19 protein-coding genes are annotated in these 21,882 nt (G+C 64.2%); 11 read left to right on the plus strand and 8 right to left on the minus strand.

Annotation, left to right across the window (positions count from 1 at the left end; all coding sequences use genetic code 11):
* Positions 1–42 precede the first annotated feature (42 nt).
* From B9A15_RS00535 to B9A15_RS00565, 7 genes are all read left to right on the plus strand, one after another.
* Complete coding sequence (locus B9A15_RS00535) at positions 43–984, plus strand: ABC transporter permease (protein WP_084407904.1); 942 nt, start codon at positions 43–45, stop codon at positions 982–984.
* Positions 984–1,886 carry an ABC transporter permease gene (locus B9A15_RS00540; protein WP_084407906.1) on the plus strand — a complete coding sequence of 301 codons (903 nt, stop codon included), beginning with the start codon at positions 984–986 and terminating at the stop codon, positions 1,884–1,886. Before B9A15_RS00535 ends, B9A15_RS00540 begins: the two co-directional genes overlap by 1 nt.
* Entirely contained in the window at positions 1,886–3,571 is a 1,686-nt protein-coding gene (locus B9A15_RS00545) for an ABC transporter ATP-binding protein (RefSeq protein WP_084407908.1), read from the plus strand. Before B9A15_RS00540 ends, B9A15_RS00545 begins: the two co-directional genes overlap by 1 nt.
* Complete coding sequence (locus B9A15_RS00550; RefSeq protein WP_280173769.1) at positions 3,568–5,094, plus strand: M81 family metallopeptidase; 1,527 nt, start codon at positions 3,568–3,570, stop codon at positions 5,092–5,094. Before B9A15_RS00545 ends, B9A15_RS00550 begins: the two co-directional genes overlap by 4 nt.
* A gap of 55 nt (positions 5,095–5,149) precedes the next feature.
* The gene (locus B9A15_RS00555; protein ID WP_084407910.1) at positions 5,150–6,313 is read left to right on the plus strand and encodes a M20 aminoacylase family protein; all 1,164 of its coding nucleotides are present in this window, start codon (positions 5,150–5,152) and stop codon (positions 6,311–6,313) included.
* 110 nt (positions 6,314–6,423) lie between these two features.
* A complete protein-coding gene (locus B9A15_RS00560) occupies positions 6,424–7,566 on the plus strand; it encodes a M20/M25/M40 family metallo-hydrolase (protein WP_425292938.1) in 1,143 nt (380 codons plus the stop codon).
* A complete protein-coding gene (locus B9A15_RS00565) occupies positions 7,563–9,008 on the plus strand; it encodes an amidase (RefSeq protein ID WP_244556745.1) in 1,446 nt (481 codons plus the stop codon). Before B9A15_RS00560 ends, B9A15_RS00565 begins: the two co-directional genes overlap by 4 nt.
* A 1-nt stretch (position 9,009) precedes the next feature.
* Here B9A15_RS00565 and B9A15_RS00570 read toward each other — a convergent pair whose 3' ends face one another.
* Positions 9,010–10,149: an aromatic ring-hydroxylating oxygenase subunit alpha gene (locus B9A15_RS00570; RefSeq protein WP_084407912.1), complete on the minus strand. Its 1,140-nt coding sequence runs from the start codon at positions 10,147–10,149 to the stop codon at positions 9,010–9,012.
* Between the two features lie 72 nt (positions 10,150–10,221).
* Positions 10,222–11,199: an agmatinase gene (gene speB / locus B9A15_RS00575; protein ID WP_084407914.1), complete on the minus strand. Its 978-nt coding sequence runs from the start codon at positions 11,197–11,199 to the stop codon at positions 10,222–10,224.
* A gap of 176 nt (positions 11,200–11,375) precedes the next feature.
* On the opposite strand from speB (B9A15_RS00575), the gene speB (B9A15_RS00580) reads away from it, so the two are divergent.
* Positions 11,376–12,428, plus strand: coding sequence for an agmatinase (speB, locus tag B9A15_RS00580; protein ID WP_084407916.1), 1,053 nt, complete (start codon positions 11,376–11,378; stop codon positions 12,426–12,428).
* 48 nt (positions 12,429–12,476) lie between these two features.
* Here speB (B9A15_RS00580) and B9A15_RS00585 read toward each other — a convergent pair whose 3' ends face one another.
* From B9A15_RS00585 to B9A15_RS00610, 6 genes are all read right to left on the minus strand, one after another.
* Positions 12,477–13,223 (minus strand): histidine utilization transcriptional repressor HutC, encoded by a 747-nt coding sequence (locus B9A15_RS00585; RefSeq protein ID WP_084407917.1) that lies wholly within the window; start codon positions 13,221–13,223, stop codon positions 12,477–12,479.
* Positions 13,224–13,270: 47 nt separating this feature from the next.
* Positions 13,271–14,062, minus strand: a complete 792-nt coding sequence (locus tag B9A15_RS00590; RefSeq protein WP_084407919.1) for an amino acid ABC transporter ATP-binding protein — start codon at positions 14,060–14,062, stop codon at positions 13,271–13,273.
* Complete coding sequence (locus B9A15_RS00595) at positions 14,059–14,727, minus strand: amino acid ABC transporter permease (RefSeq protein WP_084407921.1); 669 nt, start codon at positions 14,725–14,727, stop codon at positions 14,059–14,061. Before B9A15_RS00595 ends, B9A15_RS00590 begins: the two co-directional genes overlap by 4 nt.
* Entirely contained in the window at positions 14,724–15,368 is a 645-nt protein-coding gene (locus B9A15_RS00600; protein WP_084407923.1) for an amino acid ABC transporter permease, read from the minus strand. Before B9A15_RS00600 ends, B9A15_RS00595 begins: the two co-directional genes overlap by 4 nt.
* A 359-nt stretch (positions 15,369–15,727) precedes the next feature.
* Entirely contained in the window at positions 15,728–16,570 is an 843-nt protein-coding gene (locus B9A15_RS00605; protein ID WP_084407924.1) for a transporter substrate-binding domain-containing protein, read from the minus strand.
* Positions 16,571–16,764: 194 nt separating this feature from the next.
* Positions 16,765–18,141 carry a formimidoylglutamate deiminase gene (locus B9A15_RS00610; RefSeq protein WP_084407926.1) on the minus strand — a complete coding sequence of 459 codons (1,377 nt, stop codon included), beginning with the start codon at positions 18,139–18,141 and terminating at the stop codon, positions 16,765–16,767.
* 106 nt (positions 18,142–18,247) lie between these two features.
* On the opposite strand from B9A15_RS00610, the gene hutI reads away from it, so the two are divergent.
* The 3 genes from hutI to hutG are packed head-to-tail and all read left to right on the plus strand — an operon-like array spanning position 18,248 to position 21,860.
* Positions 18,248–19,507, plus strand: a complete 1,260-nt coding sequence (gene hutI / locus B9A15_RS00615) for an imidazolonepropionase (RefSeq protein WP_084407928.1) — start codon at positions 18,248–18,250, stop codon at positions 19,505–19,507.
* An 8-nt stretch (positions 19,508–19,515) separates the two neighbouring features.
* Positions 19,516–21,045, plus strand: coding sequence for a histidine ammonia-lyase (gene hutH, locus B9A15_RS00620; RefSeq protein WP_425292939.1), 1,530 nt, complete (start codon positions 19,516–19,518; stop codon positions 21,043–21,045).
* Positions 21,045–21,860, plus strand: coding sequence for an N-formylglutamate deformylase (gene hutG, locus B9A15_RS00625; RefSeq protein ID WP_084407931.1), 816 nt, complete (start codon positions 21,045–21,047; stop codon positions 21,858–21,860). Before hutH ends, hutG begins: the two co-directional genes overlap by 1 nt.
* Positions 21,861–21,882 lie beyond the last annotated feature (22 nt).

Raw genomic sequence — 21,882 nt, forward strand, 5'->3', positions numbered from 1 at the left:
CTGACAAGGGTGCCCCCTAAGCATTTGAGCGGGGCCCTGATAATGCTTGCTTACATCATCCGACGCATCCTCGCCTCGATCCCGGTGATGATCGTCGTCGCGCTCTTCGTCTTCCTCCTGTTGCGGCTGACGCCGGGCGACCCGGCCGCGATCATTGCCGGCGATATGGCAACGCCCGCCCAGCTCGAACAGATCCGCCAAAATCTCGGCCTCAACGAGCCGCTCGTCACCCAATTCATTACCTGGAGCGGTCAGCTTCTATCCGGTGATTTTGGCCGTTCGCTGATCTCCAAGACGCCGGTGCTGACGCTGATCCACCAGCGCCTCGAGCCGACGCTCAGCCTTGCGATCGTCACCATGCTCTTCACGCTTCTTCTGTCGATTCCGATGGGCGTGGTAGCGGCGTGGCGGCATGGGACGCTGACGGACAGCGCGATCATGGCGATTTCGGTTCTCGGCTTCTCCATTCCGGTTTTCGTGACCGGCTATATCCTGATCCAGATTTTCGCGATCGACATGCGCGTCTTCCCGATCCAGGGCTTCCGGAGCATCTTTGACGGCTTCTGGCCCTTCTTCGAGAGGATCGTCCTGCCGGCCCTGACGCTCGCGACGATCTATATTGCGCTGATCGCCCGCATGACCCGCGCGGCCATGCTCGATGTTCTCGGCGAGGACTATATCCGTACCGCCCGCGCCAAGGGATTGTCCGAGCGTATCGTCTTATTCCGCCACGCGCTGCGCAATGCCGCCGTGCCGATCCTGACCGTGGTCGGCACTGGCTTCGCGCTGATGATCTCGGGCGTCGTCGTCACCGAAAGCGTCTTCAACCTGCCCGGCCTCGGCCGCCTCACCGTCGATGCGATTCTTGCCCGCGACTATCCGGTGATCCAGGCGCTCATTCTCCTGACCAGCGGCATCTATGTCGTCATCAACCTCCTGATCGACATCTCCTACGCGTTCATGGACCCGAGGATCCGCTACTGATGGCTGACGAAACGACCACAGCGGCTACGGGACCGGGGGCAAAGCCGGTAGTCCGCCGCAACCTCTTGCCGAGGATCGATCTGGCTTCCCTCAAATTTGCCCCGACGCTTGCCGCCATCATTCTCGGCCTTATCGTTCTCGCTGCCGTTTTCGCGCCGCTGATCGCGCCCTATGATCCGATCAAGATGGACCCGATGGCCCGTCTCGGCGCGGCGAGCTTCGCCCATCCCTTCGGCACCGATGGTTATGGCCGGGACGTCTTGTCGCGAACCCTCTATGGCGCGCAAACCTCGCTGATCGTCGGGCTCGGCGCCGCTTTCGTGGCAGTTCTGGTCGGTCTGCCGCTCGGCCTGTTGTCCGGCTTCTTCCGCGTGCTCGACGCCGTGCTGATGCGCGTCATGGACGGGCTAATGGCGATACCGGCGATCCTGCTTGCGATCGCCATCGTCGCGCTCGTCGGATCGAGCCTCTGGACCGTGCTCGTCGCGATCACGATCCCCGAAATTCCCCGCGTCGTGCGCCTGGTGCGCTCGGTCGTCCTGTCGGCCCGCGAGGAGCCTTATGTGGAGGCCGCGATCGCCGTCGGCTCCAGCCTGCCGAAGATCATGTGGCGGCATCTGACGCCGAACACCATCGCCCCGCTCATCGTTCAGGCGACGTATGTCTGCGCCTCGGCGATCCTGACCGAGGCGATCCTTTCCTTCCTCGGCGCGGGCATCGGCACCGAGACCCCGTCCTGGGGCAACATCATGTCGGAGGGGCGGCTCTATTTCCAATTGAAGCCGGGCCTCATCTTCTGGCCGGGCCTCTTCCTCTCTCTCTGCATCCTCTCGATCAACATTCTCGGCGACACCGCCCGCGATGTCATGGACCCGAAGCTCGGAAAGAAGAGGAAGGCCTGATGACAGGACAGGAGACGAACGATCGGAAGGGCGATGTCCTCGTGGTCGAGAATCTCGTCGTCGAGACGGGAGGACGCAGGCCGGCCCCTATCCTCAACGGCGTGTCGCTTCGGGTCGCGCCCGGCGAGACGGTCTGTCTCGTCGGCGAAAGCGGCTCCGGCAAATCGGTGACGTCGCTGGCCACGATGGGGCTCTTGCCCAAGGGCGCGCTCGCGGTCAGTTCCGGGCGGATTCTCGTCGAAGGCGAGGATGTCGTCTCGGCTTCCCCGTCCCGGCTTCGCCAGTTGCGGGCCACGCGCATGTCGATGATCTTCCAGGAGCCGATGACCGCGCTCAATCCGGTGCTGACCATTGAACGGCAGTTGGAAGAGGTCTTGAGCGCCCATTCGCAAATGAGCGGCGCAGAGCGGCGCAGTCGCATTCGCGACATTCTCTCCCTCGTTCGCCTGCCGGATGTCGAGCGCATGTGCCGCTCCTATCCGCACCAATTGTCGGGCGGCCAGCGCCAGCGCGTGATGATCGCCATGGCGCTCGTCCTCGAGCCGAAGCTTCTGATTGCCGACGAGCCGACGACCGCCCTCGACGTGACGACCCAGAAGGAAATCCTGAAGCTCGTCGCCGACATTCAGAAGCGGCTCGGTACCTCGGTCCTCTTCATCACCCATGACATGGGCGTCGTCGCGGATATCGCGGACCGCGTCTATGTCATGCGCCATGGTAATATCGTCGAGGACGGGCCGATCGGGGACATTCTCAAGGACCCCAAGCGCGATTACACGCGCAATCTCCTCACCGCCGTTCCGGCATTGCATCCGCGCGAGGCAAGGGCCCGGATCTCGAACGAAGTCGTGCTGTCCACCACCGAACTCGGCATGACCTACGGCGCTTCGTCGCTGTTCAGAAAGCGCGCGGGAACGGTCGCGGCGAAGGACGTCAATCTGACCCTGACGCGGGGGCGCACGCTCGGCGTCGTCGGCGAGAGCGGCTCGGGCAAATCCACGGTCGCGCGCTGCGTCATGCGGCTGATCGATCCGACCGAGGGCAGCATCCGCCTGCGCAATCAGGAGATCGCGGGGCTTTCGCGCCGGGCCTTGCGGCCGGCTCGCAAGCGCATTCAGATGATCTTTCAGGACCCCAATCGCTCGCTCAATCCGCGCCTGACCGTGGGGGACAGCATCACCGAGGGGCCGATCAATTATGGCGCCTCGCCGGATGCGGCGCGCACGCGGGCCAAGGAGCTTCTCGAACTGGTCGGGCTGCCGGCCGACGCCATCGACCGGCATCCGCATCAATTTTCCGGCGGCCAGCGCCAGCGCATCGCGATCGCCCGCGCGCTCGCCATGGAGCCGGATGTTCTCGTCGCCGACGAAGCGGTGTCGGCGCTCGACGTCTCGGTCCAGGCCCAGGTGCTCGACCTTCTCGACGACATCCAGGCAAGGCTCGGTGTCGCGCTGCTCTTTATCACCCATGATCTGCGCGTGGCGGCCCAGATCTGCGACGATGTCGTCGTCATGCAGCACGGGCGCATCGTCGAATATGGGCCGACAGCCGAAGTCCTCGGCCATCCACGCGAGGCCTATACGCGCGAACTGATCGAGGCTGCGCCCGGTCGTCACTGGGATTTCCCGAACTTCCGCCCGCTTCCGACGCCAAGCGGCGGGCCCGTCGACGGAGCCACCCTGTGACGGATCGCGAGGATGTCCGTCCGCCGCGCATCGCCGTCGGCGGTTTCATGCACGAGACCAATACCTTCGCGCCGAGCAAGGCGGGGCTTGCCGCTTTCGAACATGGCGGTGGCTGGCCGACCATGGTTGAAGGGGCCGCAGTCTTCGAAGCGCTTCGCGGCGTCAATATGGGCCTTTGCGGCTTCATGGCGGAAGCCGAGCGGTGCGGCTGGTCGCTCGTGCCCACCCTCTGGACGGCCGCTAGCCCCTCGGCCCATGTAACCGAAGAAGCCTTCGAGACAATCGCGGAGACGATCGTTGCGGGGATCAAGGCGGCACTCCCCGTCGATGCCGTCTATCTCGATCTCCATGGGGCGATGGTGACCGAGCATCTCGACGACGGGGAGGGCGAGCTGCTGTCGCGGGTGAGGGCGGTTCTCGGCCCCGACATTCCGCTCGTCGCGAGCCTCGATCTTCATGGCAATGTCACGCCGCAAATGGTCGAGACGGCCGACGCGCTGATCGCCTATCGCACCTATCCCCATGTGGATATGGCCGAGACGGGGCGAAGGACTGCGGTTCATCTCGCACGCCTCCTCAAGGGCGAGCGGCACGAAAAGGCCTTCCGCCAGATCCCCTTCCTCATCCCGATCGCCTGGCAGTCGACGGATATGGAGCCCAACGCCTCGATCTATGGCGGCTTGCCCGGGATCGAGACCGCCGACGTCGCCTCCGTCTCCTTCCTCTGCGGCTTTCCGGCGGCCGATATTCCCGATTGCGGACCGTCGGTGCTGGCCTATGCGTCGACAAGGCAAGCGGCCGAAAGCGCGGCGCAACGGATCGCCAGTCAGGTGGAGGCGAAGCGCTCCGCCTTCGCCGGCACCTCTTTCGAGCCGCTGGAGGCGGTGCGTGAGGCGATGCGGATCGCGAAAGATACCAAACGGCCGGTCGTCATCGCCGACACCCAGGACAATCCTGGCGCCGGTGGGGATTCCAACACGACAGGCATGCTTCGCGCTCTCATGGAAGCCGGCGCGAGCCGCGCGGCGATCGGCGTCCTTTGCGACCCGGCGGCTGCGAAAGCCGCTCATGAGGCTGGTCTCGGCGCGCGGTTGACGCTGTCACTCGGCGGCACGTCGGGCGTTCCGGGCGATGCGCCTTTTTCAGGCACATTCGACGTGACGGCGCTCTCCGATGGGGCGTTCGTCGCGCCCGGCCCCTTTTATGGCGGCGCGCGGATGATGCTCGGACCTTCCGCCTGCCTGTCGATCAGCGGGGTGAGTGTCGTCGTCGCCTCGGCCAAGGCTCAAGCCGCCGATCGCGAGATGTTCCGCTTTGTCGGGGTGGAGCCCGAAGCTCAGGCGATCCTGGTCGTCAAAAGCTCTGTCCATTTCCGCGCCGATTTCGCGCCGATTGCCGAGACCATCCTGACGGCGACGGCACCGGGGCCGATGCCCCTGTCGCCCGCCTCTTTGCCCTTCACCAAATTGCGGCCCGGCGTCGCCCTGACGCCGGACGCTTCGGTCGCCAACGCTGCCGGCTGACGAACACCAAGACAAGGCGGGCCCGCCGTCGATGCAGCTCGCGAGGAGACGAACCATGACCATCATCCCCGAAATCGAAAGCTTCAAGGCCGATCTGACCGCGATCCGTCACGACCTCCACGCCCATCCCGAAATCGGCTTCGAGGAGACGCGCACCGCCGCGATCGTCGCCGAAGCGTTGAAATCCTATGGCCTCGACGAGGTTCATACGGGGCTCGGCGGGACCGGCGTCGTCGGCATCCTGAAGGGCGAGGGCGGAGCGGGGCGGCGCATCGGCCTTCGCGCCGACATGGACGCCTTGCCCATGGACGAACTCACCAATCTTCCCTACCGCTCGACAAATCCCGGCCGGTTCCATGGCTGCGGCCATGATGGACACACGACCATGCTGCTCGGCGCGGCGCGCTATCTTGCCCGCAATCGCGATTTCACCGGTACGGTCGTCTTCGTCTTCCAGCCGGCGGAGGAGGGCCTTGGCGGCGCAAGGGCGATGCTCGCCGACGGGCTCTTCGAGCGCTTTCCCTGCGACGAGATCTATGGGCTTCACAACATGCCCGATCTCGACATCGGCGAGGTCGCGGTGTTTCCGGGCAAGGCGATGGCCGGCGCGAGCTTCTTCGACATTGCGATCAAGGCGCGAGGGAGCCATGCGGCCATGCCGCACAATTCCAAGGACGCCATCGTCATCGCCATGGCGCTCGCCCAGAACCTTCAGACCATCGTCAGCCGCAATGTCGAACCCTTGAAGCCGGCGGTTCTGTCGATCACCAAGATGAATTCGGGCTCCGCCTATAACGTGATCCCGGAGGAAGCCTCGCTCGCCGGCACGATCCGCTTCTTCCACGACGATGTGGGCGAGTTGGTGCGGACCAGGATGCGCGAGATCGCGGCGGGCGTCGCCCAATCCTATGACTGCCAGATCGATGTCGACATTCGCGACGTCTTCACGGTTCTCGAAAACGACGAGGCGGCGACCGAGGCCTTGCGCGAGGCGGCCGCCGAGATCGTCGGCACCGACCACGTCATCACCGAGCCGCGCCCGACCATGGGCAGCGAGGACTTCGCCGACATGCTGAAGGCCGTTCCCGGCTCCTATTGCTGGGTCGGCCATGGCGGCACGGTGCCGCTCCACAATCCCGGCTTCATCCTCGACGACGAGATCCTGCCTATCGGGGCGAGCCTTCTCGCCCGGATCGCTGAGAAGCGGCTTGCGGCTTAATGAGCGGGCGAGGCATCGGCCCGTCCTGCGGCGCGCTCAATGAAGCGCTCGACTTCGAAATCTTTCGAACGGTAGCCGGTGCAGGCTGAATTGATCAAACGAGGACTGACATGACGATCGACGTAAATACCGTGCCCCTCGATCCCGAAGCCATGCTGACGGGGCTGAAGCGCTGGGTCGAACTCGAAAGCCCGACCTATGACAAGCCTTCGGTCGACAGGATGACGGCGATGGCGGCCGAGGACATGGAGGCGATGGGCTTCAATGTCGAGGTCATTCCCGGCCCGGAAGGGCTCGGCGATTGCGCGAAGGCGTCTTTTCCCCATCCGAAAGCGGGCGAGCCCGGCGTCTTGATCATGGGCCATCTCGATACGGTCCATCCGCTTGGCACGCTGGAGAAACTGCCCTTCCGCCGCGAGGGCAACATCTGCTGGGGACCGGGCATCTGCGACATGAAGGGCGGCAACTATGCCGCGATCAGCGCCATCAAGGCGCTGGCGGAGATGGGCGTCGAGACGCCGCTCCCGGTTCATGTGCTTCTGACCTCGGACGAGGAGATCGGCACGCCGGGCACCCGCGCCTTGATCGAGGCGGAAGCGGCCAAGCACAAATATATCCTCGTGCCCGAGCCTGCCTGGGGCCGCAACACGGTGGTGACCGGCCGCTATGCCATTGCCCGCTATCATCTGACCGCCATGGGCCGCCCGAGCCATGCCGGGGCGGCGCTGAAAGCCGGCCAGTCGGCCGTCAAGATGATGGCCCGTCAGCTTCTCGCCATCGAGGACATGACGGACGACGACTGCACCTTCTCCGTTTCGGTCGTCCATGGCGGCCAATGGGTGAACTGCGTGCCGACGATCTGCCGTGCCGAATGCCTGTCCATGGCCAAGCGCCAAAAGGATCTCGATCGCGGCACGGAGCGAATCCTGGCCTTCGACAAGCGCGAGGCCGACGGCACCGGCTTCTTCGTCGAAAAGAGCGTCGTGCGGCCGGTCTGGGAGGCAAGCGCGGGGACGATGGATCTCTTCGAGCGCGCCAAGCGCATTGCCGGAACCATCGGCTTCCCGCTCGCCAATGCTAGCGAAGGTGGCGGCTCGGACGGCAATTTCACCGGGGCGATGGGCCTGCCGACCCTTGACGGGCTCGGCGTCGTCGGCGCCGACGTTCATACGCTGAATGAGCATATCGAGGTGGACAGCCTCGCCTCGCGCGGCCGGCTGATCGCCGGGCTCCTGGCCGAGCTCGGCGCGTGACGCCCTTCGGCGCGGACGGTCGGCTGATCGGCCCTCAGGGCGCGCCCGTCCCGGCGATCTGCGCGATGGATGCCGGCGAACTCGTGCGCCAAATCAAGGCGCGCGCGCTTTCGGTCGAGGAGGTGGTGACTGCCTTTCTCGATCGGATCGAGGCATTGAACCCGACCTATAACGCGATCGTCTCGCTGCGACCGCGCGAGGCGATCCTGGCGGAGGCGCATGAGGCCGACCGGCGCCTTGCTGCCGGCGAGGCCGATGGCGCGCTCTACGGTCTGCCCGTCGCCATCAAGGATCTCTCGCCAACCAAGGGGCTGACGACCACCTTCGGCTCGCCAATCTTTCGCGATTTCGTGCCGGATGAGGATGGGCTTGCCACCGCCCGCATGCGCGCGGCGGGCGCGATCATCATCGGCAAGACCAACACGCCGGAATTCGGCCTCGGCTCACACAGTTTCAACGAGGTGTTCGGCGCGACCGGCAATGCGTTCGATCCCGCCCGCTCGGCCGGCGGGTCGAGCGGCGGCGCGGCCGTCGCGCTCGCCTTGCGCATGCTCCCGATCGCCGATGGCTCGGATATGGGCGGCTCCTTGCGCAACCCGGCCGCCTTCAACAATGTCTATGGCCTGCGACCTTCCTTCGGCCGGGTGCCGAGCCTGCCGGCGGGCGATGTCTTTTCCGCCTCGCTCGCGACCGACGGCCCGATGGCGAGAAGCGCGGACGATCTTGCCCTACTGCTCGACGTCCAGGCTGGGCCCGATGCGCGTCAGCCTTTGTCCTCGGGCCTGTCGCCGATCGATGGCGTTTCGAACTTTGACGCCGGAGTGGTCCGGATCGGCTGGCTTGGCGATCTTCAAGGGCATCTCGCCATGGAGGCGGGCATTCTCGAGACCTGCGAGGCGGCGCTGGGACGTATTCCTCGCAGCACTGTCGAGACGGCCGAACTCGGTCTTGATCCAGAACGCCTTTGGCAGAGCTTTTCCGCCCAGCGCCATGGCGTCATCGCCGCCCGCTATGGCGATCTCTTCGCCGACCCGGATAAGCGGGAGTTACTGAAGCCGGAAATGCAGTGGGAGATCGAGAACGGCCTGAAGATGTCAGCCATGGCGCTGCACCGGGCCTACGACACCCGCACGGCCTGGCATTTGCGGCTGCTGGCTCTCTTCGAGCGCTTCGATGTCCTCGCGCTTCCGGCCGCGCAGGTCTGGCCGTTCCCGATCGAATGGCGCTGGCCTCCGGAGATCGCGGGGCGATCCATGGACAGCTATCATCGCTGGATGGAATGCGTTGCCCCGGGCACCTTGTCGGGATGCCCGGTTCTTGCGCTGCCGGCAGGCTTGCGCGGCGGTCTTTCCACCGGCGTCCAACTGATCGCGCCGTTTGGGCGCGAGGCCGATCTTCTGGCTTTGGCGAAACGCTACGAGAGGCGGGACATGACGGGTTGATCTACCGCCCGTTCACCCGGCGCGAGATATATTGCGCGAAGTCGAAATTCGGGCGCTCCAGATGGGAGAGCGGGCCGGCTTCGGCGAGGCGTCCGAGCAGGCCGCGATAGACGCGTTCGGTGCAGCCACGATCCTCGTCATTGACCTTTTCAAGCATAGCCTTGACGGTTTCGAGCTGGGCCGGCGCGCTCGGATCGGCCATATAATGCGGAGACATGCCGCCGCCCCAGAGGATGCGCACCTGGCCCGGGCCTTCCGGGTGGAGGCTGAGATACCAGAAATAGCCCGGCGTGATGGAGATCATCAGCGAGGGATAGATCGCAAAGAGCCAGGTCGTGCGGCGCTCGTCGCCCTGAAGCCGCGTGTCGTTGGGGTGAGCCAGCGCGAGCGGCACCGCGTCGTTGCGCAGGATCGTGTGCCAATTGAAGGCGTCCTTGCCCTCCGGCAGAACCATCTCGTTGATGTCCGTCGAACCGCCGATCGTGGCGCGGTGGCAGATCGGAAGGTGGTAGCTCTCCATGAAATTCTCGGCGAGCACCTTCCAGTTCGTGTCCCAGAGGTGATGCTCACGGAAGGTCTCCGAATAGCTCGCGAGATCGAGATGTTCGATCATCGCCGCGGCCTCGGCGAGTGTCTCGGAGGGCGGCGGCGTGTCCGGATCGAGCGTCACCATGATGAAGCCGAGCCATTCCTCGCAGCGCACTTCCGGCAGCCTGACGTCCGACTTGCAGAAACTGTCGTTGCGGGTCATGGCCGGGGCGCCGCGCAGCGAGCCGTCGAGATTGTAGGTCCAGGCGTGATAAGGGCAGACGATCGCGCGGGTGTTGCCGCGCCCTTCGAGCAGCACCGACATGCGATGGCGGCAGACATTGGACATGGCGCGCAGGGCGCCGTCCTTGTCGCGCAGGACGATGATCGGCTCGCCAGCAATCTCCAGGGTCAGATAGTCGCCCGGCTCCTTCAAAGCATCGACGCGGCCGGCGCAGATCCAGTCTTTCGAGAAGATGTGTTCGAGCTCGAGCTGCAGGAACTCGTCGGACATATAGACCGAACGCGGCATCGCCCGCGCGCTCTCGAAGGGGACCGAGACATTGGCCGCAAGCTCGTCCGCCGCCGTTCGAACAGGCGCATGGATGTTCATGGCCGAACTCCTTCGACTGGAATAGGTCTATGCATAATGATGCATCGCATGGCTGATTTGCGCAATGGGCGATCAGACATCCAGCGGCGCTCTACCCGACTTCTGAGCGTTCATCGTCTCCGCCATGACGCAGAGGAGCTCGAATATCATCGTCGCCCCCGTCAGCGCCGTCAGGCCGCTCGGATCGAGCGGCGGCGAGACTTCGACGATATCGGCGCCGACGATGTTGACGCCCGACAGCATGCGCACGAGGCTTTGGGCTTCGAAACTCGTAATGCCGCCGATTTCCGGGGTGCCGGTTCCGGGCGCGAAAGCGGGATCGATGACGTCGATGTCGAAGGAGACGTAGGTCTCGTCCGCGCCCGCCAGCGCTTTCGCCTCGGCCATGACATCGGCGAGGCCGCGCTCGCGCAGCTCCTCGATGAAGATGAGGCGGATGCCCACGTCTCGCGCCCAGTCGTAATTGGTGGCGTGCGAAATCGCGCCGCGCAGGCCGATCTGGATCATGCGTTTGGGGTCGAGAAGCCCCTCTTCGACGGCGCGGCGAAAGGGTGTGCCGTGATTGTATTTCGTGCCGAAGATTTCGTCATACGTATCGGTATGGGCGTCGAAATGGATGAGTGCACGTGGGTAGCCCTTATGGAGCCCCCGCAGGATCGGGAGCGTGACCAGATGATCGCCGCCCGCCGTCAAGGGCCGGGCGCCGTTCTTACGAATGTCCTCGAAAAAGAGGGCGATCGAAGCGAGGCTTGCATCCTTGTCCACCGGGTTCACCGGCGCATCGCCGCAATCGGCAACGCGCAACAGGTCGAAAGGCGAGGTCAGGCTGGCATGGTGAACCCGGCGGCAGAGGCTCGACTGGTTGCGGATTTCGCGCGGCCCGTGGCGCGCGCCGGTGCGGTTGGTCGTGCCGCCGTCGAAGGGCACGCCGACCAGCGCGATGTCGACCTCGGCCGGCGTCGCGGCGGGAAGCCGCATGAAGGTCGAGGTGCCGGCAAAGCGGGGAATGGCGCCGGCATCGAGAGGCTGGAAGCGGGAGAGTTCTGACATGGGGCGGGGGCCTCGATGAAGGGAACGGGGCTGAGATCGGGGGCGCGAAGGTGCTTATGAGGCTCAGCGCGGCCAAGGGGACTCATCTTGCAAGAATGCCGGCTTTGCCGTTCAAGTCGATGGTGCGACGCGAAAGCGTCTTGCGCTGCAATTTGTGTGAAAGGGATCGGGCACTCATGGACGAGACGAAGCTGAGCGACCTTCGCAAACGCTATGCGGGCGAGAATGAGCGCGCGATCTACGATCCCGGCTTTGCCGCCGTCGCCGACCGCCTCTTCGACAAGAAGGGCACGCGCGTCGCCCCCTATGCCGGTCTGCCGACGCTGCTCGACGTGCCTTATCGCGCGGTCGATTGGTCGGCCCTGGATCTTCCCGGCCTCGATGTGGCGCTGATCGGCGTGCCAATGGATCTCGGCGTCACCAATCGCAACGGCTCGCGCTTCGGGCCGCGCGCCTTGCGCTCGATCGAGCGCGTCGGACCTTATAATCATGTCCTGAAAACCATGCCGACCCATGAACTCACCGTCGCCGATATTGGCGACGTGCCGTTCCGCTCGCGTTTCGACGTGGCCCTTTCTCATGCCGATATCGAGGACGCGACGAAGAAGATCCTGTCGACGGGCGCCATGCCGCTCTTCGTCGGGGGCGATCATTCCATCTCGCTGCCGATCCTGAAGGCGATCGGCGCCGAGCGGCCGGTGGGCATGATCCATATCGATGCCCATTGCGATACGTCGGGCCCCTATGAAGGCTGCAAGTTCCATCATGGAGGCCCGTTCCGGCAAGCCGTTCTCGACGGGGTTCTCGATCCCGAGCGCACCACCCAGATCGGCATTCGCGGCTCCTCCGAATATCTTTGGGAATTCTCCTATGAGAGCGGGATGACGGTCATCCATGCCGAGGAGATCGCCGCACTCGGCATTCCTGCCATCGTCGAAAAGGCGCGGGCGGTCGTGGGTGACGGCCCGGTCTATCTCTCCTTCGATATCGACAGTCTCGATCCGGCCTTTGCGCCCGGCACCGGCACGCCCGAGATCGGCGGTCTGACGACGCGCGAGGCGCAAGCGATCCTGCGCGGCCTTGCCGGGCTCGACATGGTCGGCGGCGATGTGGTCGAGGTCGCGCCCCAATATGATGCGACGACGAACACCGCTCATGCCGGGGCGCAGATGTTGTTCGAACTCCTGAGCCTCGCGCGGCTGTCCAAGCGGTTCCAAAACAAAAGCTGAACCAACCCGCCCCGATCCGCCGTTCGCCATAGCCTCGCAGGCCATTCCTCAGATTGCCTGCGAGGCAAAACGAGCCGAGACTTCATGATCGGTGCCGGGATAGGTCAGACTGACGGCCGTCACCGGGACGGCATCGATCGTCGTGCGACGGAAAATCGTCAGGCAGGGGTCGCCGGGTTTGATCAAGAGGCGATCGGCGATGTCCTCGTCGGCAGCGATCGCCCGAATGCGATATTCTGCGTCTGACCAGGGAACCTTCGAGACAAGCCACGCACCGGGCGACAAGGTCTCGAAACTCTCGGTTTCAGCTTCCGGCACGGTGCCGAGATTGATCAGCCGATCCTCGAAACAGAAGGGCTGGCGAGCCGCGAAATGACGGCAGATCACGGCGAGGACGCGGGCTTCCGTGCCCAGCCGTTTCGCCTCGAAGGGCTCGGGCAGGCGGACCTCGCGCGAGAGAATCTCGTAGTGATAGGGCAGGCCCAGCGCTTCGACCTCGGAGCGGATGTCGACGATGGTCATGATCGCCGTGTGGGACTGCGGCCGCTTGACGAAGGTGCCGGCCTTGCGCCTCCGTTCCACGAGGCCGGCCGCTGCGAGTTGGGTCATGACCTTGTTGACGGTCATGCGCGAGCAGCCAAAGTCCTTTGCGAGATCCTGTTCGAAGGGCACCTGCGTTCCCGGCGGCCACTCCCCGGACAGGATATGGCCTTTCAGCTCGTCGAGAATCGTCTGATGCAGGGAGCGTCGCAGCGACTTGGGCTCGTCTTGTTCGGGATTCTGGGCTGCAGCCATGGACTGGATTCTATCATCTCCGGCTGCGATTCGTCCTTCCATCTTCATTAGACGAGGGTCGCCGCGCCACGATCGAGATAGGTTTCGAGGAATTGCTGCAGCCGGGGATGGCGCGGGGTTCCGAAAATCTCCGAAGGCGGGCCATCGAGCAGCAGCTTGCCTTCGTCGAGGAAGACGATCTTTTCGCCGACGCTGGCCGCAAAGCCGATTTCATGGGTGACGACGATCATCGTCATGCCGCCACCGGCGAGCTCCCGCATGACGTTGAGGACTTCGCCGGTCAGCTCGGGATCGAGCGAGGAGGTGGGTTCGTCGAAGAGGAGGATGTCCGGCTCCAGCGCCAGCGCGCGAGCGATGGCGACGCGTTGTTGCTGGCCGCCGGAGAGTTCGGACGGGTAGTGATGGCCGCGATCGTCGAGCCCGACGCGGGCGAGCTGCGCCTCGCCGATCGCATTGGCCTCCTTGCGTTTCATGCCGCGCACCGTGACCAGCGCTTCCGTCACATTGCCGAGCGCGGTCATATGCGGCCAGAGATTGAATTGCTGAAACACCATGCCGATGCGCGAGCGCACCTTGCGGATGTCGCTCTGGGGCAGGCGCGTGCGCTTGCCGTCGCCAGTCTCGGCAAAGCCGAGCGGCTGGCCGTTGATCTCGATGGTCCCCGACGTCGTCTCTTCGAGAAAGGCGATGCAGCGCAGAAGCGTCGACTTGCCGGAGCCGGAGGGGCCGAGCAGGCAGGTGGTCGAGCCCTGCGGCACGGAAAGGTCGATCCCCTTCAGAACCTCGGTCTTTCCGAACGATTTGTGGACGTCGCGGACCGTGACGGCGGATCGGGTCATGAATGGGCGAACCTGAATTTGGACAATCTGGCCTCGGCGATCCGCCCGAGAAAGCCGGACAGTTCGACCAGGAACCAGTAGAAGAGCGCGAGCAGAAGCATCGCCTCGACGAAGGCATATTGCTGCGAGCCGATCGCCCCGACAACGAGGGTGAGTTCGGGCACGGTGATGATCGAGAGGATTGCGGTCTCCTTCATCATCAGGATCGCCATGTTCACGCATTGGGGCAGGACGAGCATGGTCATTTCCGGCACGAGAATGCGCCGGATGATCTGGCCGCGCGTCAGCCCGACGCATTCTGCCGCCTCGATATGGCCGACGGGAATGGCGTTATAGCCGGCGCGAAAGATCTCGCTGTAATAGGCGGTGGAATAGACCGTCATGCCGAGAAGACCGGCCGGGATCGGATCAAGCGACAGGCCGATGAAGGGGCCACCGAAGTAGAGAAGAAAGAGCTGCACGAGAAAGGGCGTGCCGCGGATGATCTCGACGAGAAGCCGCAAGAGAAGGTCGAGCCAGAGCGGGCCGTAGCGCCGCAAGGTCGCGACGCCGAAGCCGAGAAAGACGGCGAGGACGTTCGAGACGATCCAGATCCAGACCGTGACCCAGAAGGCGGCGAGGATCTCCGGCATCCGGGCAAAGATGAGGCCGAAATCGATACTCATGCGCGGCCCTCCGTCTTCAGCATGCGCTCGGCGAGCGAGCCGCCCCCTGCGATCGTCCAGCAGATGACGAGATAGATCCCGCCGGCCACCGAATAGAAGAGGAGCGGTCGGAAGGAGGAGGCCGAAAGGTTCTGCGCCATGCGCGTCAGCTCGATGACGCCGACCACGGAGACGAGGGAGGAGGCTTTGAGGATCAGGATCGCTTCATTGACGAGGGCGGGCAGGGTCAGGCGGAAGGCGATCGGGGCGCGGATTCGCGTCAGCTGCTTCCAAGGGCTCATGCCGACCATGTCGGCGGCTTCCAGAAGACCGCGCGGGACGGACTGGAATCCGCCGCGCAAATTCTCCGCCTGATAGGCGGCGGTGCAGAGGGAAAGACCAGCGATCGCCGCAACGACGCTCGGCACCATGATACCAAGGGCCGGCAGCAGATTGTAGATGAGAAGAAGCTGGACCAGCAGAGGCACGCCGCGAAACAGGCTCACATAGAGCCTTCCCGGGATGCTGAGGAGTTTGTTCGGCGAGAGCTTCGCCGCACAGACCATGAGGCCGATCGCAAAACCGATCATGATCGAGACTGCGCTGAGAAGAACGGTCTTGCCTGCCGCCCACAGCATCAGTTCGAAGAGGCGCATCGACATGGGGGATCAGCTCATCCTGTGTGGTGTCGGCCAGGAGCTTGGAGACGGCGGGGCGTCAAGCACATTGGGGCATTCTATGTGCCGAGGCCGTCCAGAATGGACACGAACTCCGGAACTTCGCCAGTATCGGGACGGCGCCCGAGAATGGCGAAGCGGAGAGGCAAGCGCCTGGGATGCCCGCGATTGCGGACGCTGATAACCGGTTAAGATAGAAGTCCAACGAGCTTGTGCGATACAAGCGAGTCTCGTTAGGGAAGCTCAAGGAAGGCGCCTTGTTTCGAATATTCGGCGCCGTCCGGTAGCGCGGGGCAGGAGAGCCCTCGCGCATGGCGAGACGAAGTCCCGCACCTCCTATCCGATCACACGTTTGGATCGGTCACTTCGTCCGGCGTCTCGAAGGACTGGCCGAACCACTTCTCCTGAAGCTTGGCGAGGCGTCCATCTTCCTTGATCTTCATCAGCGCGGCGTTGACGGCGTCGAGGAGGGACTGATCTTCCGGCTTCTTGGTGCCGATATAACCAAAATAGGTCTTGAGGCCGAAGGGCGGCAGGACGGTCGCGAAGACTTCCGGCTGTTGTTGGGCGAGATAGGCGATGTTCGGCAGCGAATTGGCGACGGCGGCGATGCGGCCGGCGGCGAGATCGGCATAGGCCTCGTTATAACCGACATATTCGCGCGTTTCGATGGGCTCGGGCAGTGTCTTGCCGAATTCCTGGACCTGAGCAAGCTGCGCGGTCGCCTTGCCGGCGCCGACGAGTTTGCCGGCAATGTCTTCCGGCTTCTCGATCGAATCGTCTCCGGCCTTCTTCAGGATCGCGACGGTCGCTTCGGCGATCGGGGTCAGGAAACGATAGCGCTCCATGCGCGCCTTGGTGATGGTGGCGGGGCCGGCGACCATGTCGAACTGGCCGGCTTCGAGGCCCGGAAACACGCCTTCCCAGGGCAATTCGACCCATTTGATCTCGACGCCCATCTCCTTGCCGATCTCCTCGAAGAGATCGACATTCAGTCCGGCATGGGTGCCAGTCTCGTCAATGAAATCGAAGGGGGCGAAGGCCGTCTCGGTGCCGACGGACAGGACGCCAGCGGACTTGACCCGCTCCAGCGAATCCTGGGCGAAGGCGGAGACGCTTCCGGCCAGCGAGACGCCGACGGCGAGGGACAGGCCGAGGGCCGCTTTCAGGAACAGGCGCTTTTGCATGGAATCGACCTCTTGGGTTTCAATCTCGGAGCGCCCTCATCGGCCATTCGGTTCGGCGGAAGCGGGCTGGCGATATGCCTAGACATATCGAAACGCGTCTCTTTCAGAATGTCAATTCATGTGCAGCTTGCAAAGAGGCTAGTTTTTCATCAGCCGCAGATTTTTGGGGATCGAGCGAGCAAAGCGCGATCAGATTACAGCCGGTGCGACAGCCGCTCGATGGCTGAGCGGAAACGCACGAAGATCGCGTCACTCGCGAGGTGCCGGCCAGCCTCCACCTGTTTGCGGCCGAGAGCCCAGACCTTGTCGATCGGCGAGCGACTGGCCCCGAAGATGAAGGCGTCGAGAAGCGAGTCGCCTTTGCGCCCGATAAGGGCCGGGTGATTGGCATCGAGCGAGACGAGATCGGCGAGGGCGCCGGGCTGGATGCCCGCTTTGCCTTCGATGCCCGTTGCCCGCGCCGCGCCCTTCAAGGCCGCTTCGAAAAGCGTGCGCCCATTGGAGGCGCCATGGGGAGCGATGATGTTTCGAGCGCGATGGAAGAGCCGCTGGGCATATTCCAGCTGCCGCAATTCGTCGGCGACGCCGATCAGGATGTTGGAATCGCTTCCCGTCCCGAACTGTCCGCCAGCCGCCAGAAAGTCCGGCGCGTTGAAGACCCCGTCGCCGAGATTGGCTTCGGTAACGGGGCAGAGGCCGGCGACGGCTCCGCTTTGCGCCAATGAGACTGTTTCATCCGCCGTCATATGGGTGGCATGGATCAGGCACCAGCGTTGATCGACGGTCTCGTTTTCCAGGAGCCATTCGACGGGCCGCTGGCCGCTCCAGGCGATGCAATCCTCGACCTCTTTCACCTGTTCCGAAATATGCATGTGAAAGGGCGCGTGCGGACGGAGGCTCGCGGCAAAGCTTACCTCTTCAGGCGTTGCCGCGCGCAGGCTGTGAGCCGCGACGCCGAGACACGCGCCTTCGAGCCCGGAAAGCTTGGCTTCGCTGGCGTCGAGAAGATGAGCGAAGCCTTCGCGATCATTGATGAACCGGCGTTGGCCGTCGCTTGGCCGCGCGCCGCCGAAATCGGAATGGGCATAGAGAACCGGAATGAGCGTCAGGCCGAGACCGGCCGTCTGGCTGGCCTCGACGATCGAACCTGCAAGCTCGGCCCGATCGGCATAGGGCGATCCATCCGGCGCGTGGTGGAGATAATGAAATTCGCCGACGCGGGTGAAGCCGCCTTCGAGCATCTCGGCATAAAGCTGGGCAGCCACCGCCGAAACATCGTCTGGATCGAGCGTCAGCGCGACGCGATACATGAGATCGCGCCAGGTCCAGAAGGTGTCGCGCCCCGGCCCGCGCACCTCCGCAAGTCCGGCCATGGCGCGCTGGAAGGCATGGCTGTGAAGATTGGCCATGCCCGGCAGTAGGATATCGACCCTTTCGTCGCCCGGTGCCGGCTGGCAGCCGGTTTCGACGGCCGCGATTGTTGGGCCTGAGAGCATCACCCGCACATTGTCGGCAAAGCCATCCTCCAGGAGGGCCCTTTTCGCGTGGATCGCCGTCGGCTTGCTGCTCATGGATTCTTCGTCCTTCTCCGGTTTCGGCGGCTGACCGACTTGCGCGTCAATCTAATATGTCTATACATAGAAAGAAGAGTGAGCGATCCGCAAGGGAGGCTTCAACATGGCCGATCAGCGAAGCGATCCAAATGGGATTGTTGGGGACGGCGCGGCCGAGACGGTGACCCTTTGGCGCGATCTCAATCTAGCGACCATGGCCGGCCCCGAGGGTGGCATCGGCCGGATCGAAGCGGGGGCGATCGTCACCAAGGGCGGGAGCATCGTCTATGCCGGACCTGAAGCCGATCTCCCGGAAATGGCGGGTGAGGCGATGCGGATCGTCGAAGGTGAGGGGCGTTGGGCAACGCCCGGTCTCGTCGACTGCCATACCCATCTCGTCTTTGCCGGAAATCGGGCGAAAGAATTCGAGCAGCGTCTTGCGGGCGCCTCCTATGAGGAGATCGCGCGGGCAGGCGGCGGTATCGTCTCGTCCGTGCGGGGTGTTCGCGCAGCGAGTGAGGATGACCTCGTCACTGCAACTCTGCCGCGTCTCGATGCCCTGATCGCTGAAGGTGTGACGACGATCGAAGTCAAATCAGGCTATGGGCTCGACACGGCAAGCGAGCTGAAATCCCTGCGCGCCGCCCGCCGCTTGGCGAAGGCACGCGATGTCGAGGTTCTGACGACATTTCTCGGCGCCCACGCCCTGCCGCCGGAGGCGAGAGGCGACAAGGGCGCCTATATCGAGACCGTTTGCCGCGACATGCTTCCGGCGGTCGCTGCCGAAGGTCTGGCGGATGCCGTCGACGGCTTCTGCGAAGGTATCGCCTTTTCGCCCGACGAAATTGCCCGGGTCTTCGCTGCCGCCAAAGCCCATAACCTTCCGATCAAGCTCCACGCCGAACAGCTGTCGGATCTCGGCGGCGCGGCACTCGCCGCCCGTCATGGCGCGCTTTCGGCCGATCACCTTGAATATCTGTCGGAGGAGGGGGCGCGGGAGATGGCGAAGGCCGGAACCATTGCCGTTCTTCTCCCCGGCGCCTTCTACTTCATCCGCGAGACGCGCGTGCCGCCAATCGATCTGATGCGCCGACATGGCGTTGCGATCGCACTCGCCACCGACTGCAATCCCGGCACCTCGCCGCTCACCTCGCTTCTCCTGACCATGAACATGGCGGCGACCTTCTTCCGCATGACGGTGGACGAATGCCTTCTCGCTGTCACCCGAAATGGGGCGAGGGCGCTGGGGCTCCTGGCCGAGATCGGCACATTGGAGGCCGGCAAGCGGGCCGACTTCTGCCTTTGGGACATCGATGACCCGGCCGAGCTGGTCTACCGGATCGGCTTCAATCCGCTTTACCGACGCGTTCGAGGTGGCAAATGAGCGAGGCGATGCAACTGACCCCTGGCCATGTGTCGCTTGCCGACTGGCGCGCGATCTATCGTGGTGCGATCCCGCATCTCGTCCATAGCGCCTGGAGCGTCGTCGAGGCGAGCGAAAGAGCCGTCTCGCGCATCCTGCAAAAGGGCGAGCCGGTCTATGGCATCAATACGGGCTTTGGAAAGCTCGCTTCGGTGCGGATCGGCGACGAGGATCTCGAAGTCCTGCAGCGCAATATCGTGCTCAGCCATGCGGCCGGCGTCGGTGCGCCTGTGCCCCTGCCCATTGCCCGGCTGATGATGGCGCTGAAGCTTGCCAGCCTTGGACGTGGCGCGTCCGGCATCAGCATTCAGACCCTGTCATTGCTCGAGGCGATGCTCGCCCATGATCTCATCCCCGTGATCCCCTGTCAGGGCTCGGTCGGTGCGTCGGGCGATCTCGCGCCGCTCTCCCATCTGGCGGCGGCGATGATCGGCGTCGGCGAGATCGTCGTGAATGGGCGGACGCTGCCGGCTGCGGACGCCTTGCGCGAGGTGGGTTTGGAGCCGGTCGTTCTGAAGGCCAAGGAAGGGCTCGCCCTTTTGAACGGCACCCAGTTTTCCACTGCCAATGCCCTGGCGGGGCTGTTCGACGCCGAGACGCTGTTTCAAGCCGCTCTCGTCACCGGCGCGCTCTCGACCGATGCGGCCAAGGGCTCCGATACCCCTTTCGATCCGCGCATTCATGCCTTGCGCGGCCATCGCGGCCAGGCGGAAACGGCGGTGATCCTTCACGATCTGATGGCCGGATCGGCGATCCGCGCCTCCCACCGCATCGACGATCCGCGCATCCAGGACCCCTATTGCCTGCGCTGCCAGCCCCAGGTGATGGGCGCCGCGCTCGATCTCTTGCGCCAGGCGGCAGTCACGCTTCTCACCGAGGCAAATGGCGTCTCCGACAATCCGCTGATCTTCGCGGAAACCGACGAAGCCTTGTCGGGCGGTAATTTCCACGCCGAGCCCGTCGCCTTTGCCGCCGACATGATCGCTTTGGCGATCTGCGAGATCGGATCGATCTCAGAGCGTCGTGTCGCCATGTTGGTCGATCCCGCTTTGTCGGGCCTGCCGGCCTTCCTGACGCCGAAGCCGGGGCTGAATTCCGGCTTCATGATCCCCCAGGTGACCGCTGCCGCCCTTGTTTCGGAAAACAAGCAGAAGGCCTATCCAGCGAGCGTCGATTCCATCCCGACCTCGGCGAACCAGGAGGATCACGTCTCCATGGCCGCCCATGGCGCAAGGCGCCTGCCGGACATGGCCGAAAACGCCATGAAGGTCATCGCGATCGAGCTTCTGGCAGCGGCCCAAGGCTGCGATCTTCTCGGCGGTCTGGCGTCGAGCGAACCATTGGAACGCGTGCGCGCGCGTCTTCGCAAAGAGGTTCCGACGCTTGTCGAGGATCGGCATTTCTCGCCCGATATCGAGGCAGCTGGCGCGTTGGTGGCGAGCGGTGCGTTGGCGGAAGCGGTCCGCCCGATCGTGCTTCCCGCCCTGGAGGCGGCGTGATGGCGGATTGGCTGACAATCCGGCGGGGGGCGGCGCCGCTTGTTGTGTCGCTGCCGCATACGGGCACCGAAATCCCCGAGGATTGCCAAACTGGGCTGGTCTCCCTGTGGCTCGCCCGGCGGGACGCCGATTGGTGGATCGACACGCTCTACGACTTTGCCGCCGAAATGGACGCCACCGTCGTTCACACGGCGATCTCCCGCACGGTGATCGACGTCAATCGCGACCCTTCCGGCGTCTCGCTCTATCCCGGTCAGGCGACGACCGAGCTTTGCCCGACGACCACCTTCGATGGCGAGCTGCTTTATGAGGAAGGCCGCGAGCCTTCGACCGAAGAGATCGAGCGGCGCAAGGCGCGCTATCATGCGCCCTATCACGAGGCGCTGAAGGTCGAGATCGCCCGGCTGCGCGCGATCCATCCAACGGTCGTGGTCTATGACTGCCACTCGATCCGCTCGCGCATTCCGCGTCTCTTCGAGGGTGAGTTGCCTGTCTTCAATATCGGCACCAATTCGGGGCTCTCATGTGCTCCCGACTTACAAGCGCGGATCGAAGCCATCACGGCGGCGAGCGGTTTTCCCAGCGTCTCGAATGGCCGCTTCAAGGGTGGCTACATCACCCGTTCGCTCGGTGCTCCCGAAGCCGGTATTCATACCGTCCAGATGGAGCTCGCCTGCCGGGCCTATATGCCGGAGCCCGAGAGCATGCCGACGCCGGAGACTTGGCCGACGCCCTACGACGCGGCTTATGCCGACCCTTTGCGAGAGAATCTGAAAGCCATTCTGACCGCATGTCTCGGCTTTGCCGAGGCCTGATTGCGGCGTGCAAAATGCGCTT

It is taken from the genome of Fulvimarina manganoxydans, from assembly GCF_900176465.1.
Taxonomy (GTDB): Bacteria; Pseudomonadota; Alphaproteobacteria; order Rhizobiales; family Rhizobiaceae; genus Fulvimarina; species Fulvimarina manganoxydans.